We start from the raw sequence: 2,361 nt of genomic DNA, 5'->3' as shown, positions 1-2,361 counted from the left end.
TTTATCTTCTAAAACAAATTTTTCATCACAAGACTTTAAAATCTCGTTATTATGAGAAATGATTAAAACAGTTTTATTAAGCTTTCTAATTAAGCTTAATATTTTTTGTTCGTTAGAATAATCTAGGGCACTTGTGGCCTCGTCAAATATAATTATTTTAGACTTAAAATATAAACAACGAGCTATTGCTAGTCTTTGAACTTGGCCAACAGACAAGTTTACACCATCAAGGGATACTTTATAATTTAATCCACGATCATTTAATAAATCAGTAAGCTCGGCTTTTTTAAGACACTGTATAACTAAATTTTCATCAATTTCTTTGTCGCTCAATCCAAAAGCAACATTATTTTTAATTGTGTCGTTTAAAACAAATATTCTTTGTGGTACGTAACTAATATAATTTTTAATCACTTTATTGTCCAAAATTAGATCATCATTCATATAAATTTTTCCAGCTGATGGTTTTAATAAACCCAATAGTAAATTACAAAGAGTTGTTTTTCCCGAACCACTAGTACCTTTGAGACCATAGATTTTTTTATCGTATAAATTTAAATCTAAGTTTTTAAAAATAGTTTTGTCTGCGTAACTATAACAAATTTTGGATAAAGTTAGTTTTTTATATAAGATGTCTTTTTTGTTTATTGGTATATTGTTTAAGTTTTTATTTTCTTTGATTTCTTTTAATACTCTTTCTGCAGATGGTGAAAAATATTTTATATATTGATAACAACTGGTTAATTTATTAACAGACGGTATTAACCTAAAGCTCACAAAAGAAAATATAGATACATTAATTATTATCTCTGAGTTTGTTTTATTTAAAAAAAATAAAAAATGAATTATAGCAACTATGCTGATTGCTGCTACTACCTCAAACCAAAATCTTGGTATAGATGAATAAGTCTGAATCTTCATGTCAGGTATTATTGTTTTGTTCAGAATAGATAAATATTTTTCTAAAAAAAAATTTTCTGAATTTCTTAGTTTGATTTCTGAAAAACCTGAAAAGATCTGATTTAATAAATTTGTTCTTACATCTTCATTATCTCTTCTTTGTCTTCCTAAGACTAAATTTTTACTTTTTATAATTTTTAAATACAAAAATGCTGAAAAACCCAATACGAATAATACTATCAAACACATAAATGGCTTATAGATAAATAAAAAAAATATTATTGATGATATTATTATAAGTTCAGATATTAATCTGAGTATTTCTTGAACATAAAAAGTTACATTTGTGACTTCTTGTAATAATGTAATAACGTAATTTGTATAATCTTTCTTAAGATATTCCTCATAATTTTGATATAAATTTTTTTTTGCGACAGTTTTTGAAATAAAATAATTTATATTCTTCGATATTTTGAAATTATAGCTTACTAAAAAAACTGAAACAAAAAATTTTATTAATATGATTATTAAAAATAAAGATATTGCACCAGATATAAGTTTTTGGTTAATTGAAAAAAAATATGAGTCAGTTTTTATATACTCAAGAGGAGAGAAAAATAAAAAAAAAACTTCTAGATTTTTGTAATTTGCTAAAAAGTTTTCATTTGTAATTAAACCTATTATTGGAATAACTAAACCAATACTAAATAACTCTAAAATTGATAAAAAAATTGTTATTAATATCGAATAAACTAACTTTATCCTATTTTTTTTATCAATAAAATGACCCAAAAAATTAACAATCTTATACATTCTAAAAATTCTTTTTGAATAAAAAACAAAATGATAAGTTATCTTTAAACATGATCAAATCTCCATTTTTATTATCTTCAAATAATTTAGTAATATCATGATTAAATACAGCTCTATTTTTTTGCTCTATAAAAAAATTTAATTTTTCCGATGGATAGTTCTCTAACAAAACCAAACCTTTTTTTGATTTTTTGGTTAATTCAAAAATTAATTTTTTTCTTTTTAAAATTGTTCTTTGAATATTTTCCTCAAAAATAAAAGTTAAAGCATGTGAAAATATTATCCAATCAAATGATTCATTTTCTAATGACTCTAAAAATTCTAAATTAGAAAAATCTGCTACATAAACATTCACATTACTTTTATTCAAACCATCTTGAATTAATTCAATGGCATTAGGGTTGATATCAAATCCCTCTATTTTTGAATTTTTGAATTTTTGATTTAAAAATTTAATATCTCTCCCATATCCACAAGCTACATCTAAAAAACTATCTCCATCTTTAAAATTAATATAATTTTTATAATTGTTGAAAACTGACTCTAATCTGGACTTAGCATTTATTTTACTATTTTCATTTAAAAAAAAATTTCTTTTATCTTGTGTGGAATATTTTTTTAATATTTCATAACCTGTACCATCTTTTT

The 2,361-nt window shown here is 22.5% G+C and carries 2 protein-coding genes; both read right to left on the bottom strand.

Annotated features, from left to right (window positions below):
* The coding region (locus ACTT83_RS05400) for an ATP-binding cassette domain-containing protein (protein ID WP_440919083.1) at positions 1-1,713 on the bottom strand (1,713 nt) is incomplete at its 3' end.
* Position 1,714: 1 nt separating this feature from the next.
* Positions 1,715-2,361, bottom strand: a 647-nt coding sequence (locus ACTT83_RS05395) for a class I SAM-dependent methyltransferase (protein ID WP_440919082.1), incomplete at its 5' end; no start/stop codon positions are given.

The sequence above is a fragment of the Candidatus Pelagibacter sp. genome, assembly GCF_052049775.1.
Lineage (GTDB): Bacteria > Pseudomonadota > Alphaproteobacteria > Pelagibacterales > Pelagibacteraceae > Pelagibacter.
This window is presented reverse-complemented; position numbering and strand designations above follow the sequence as displayed.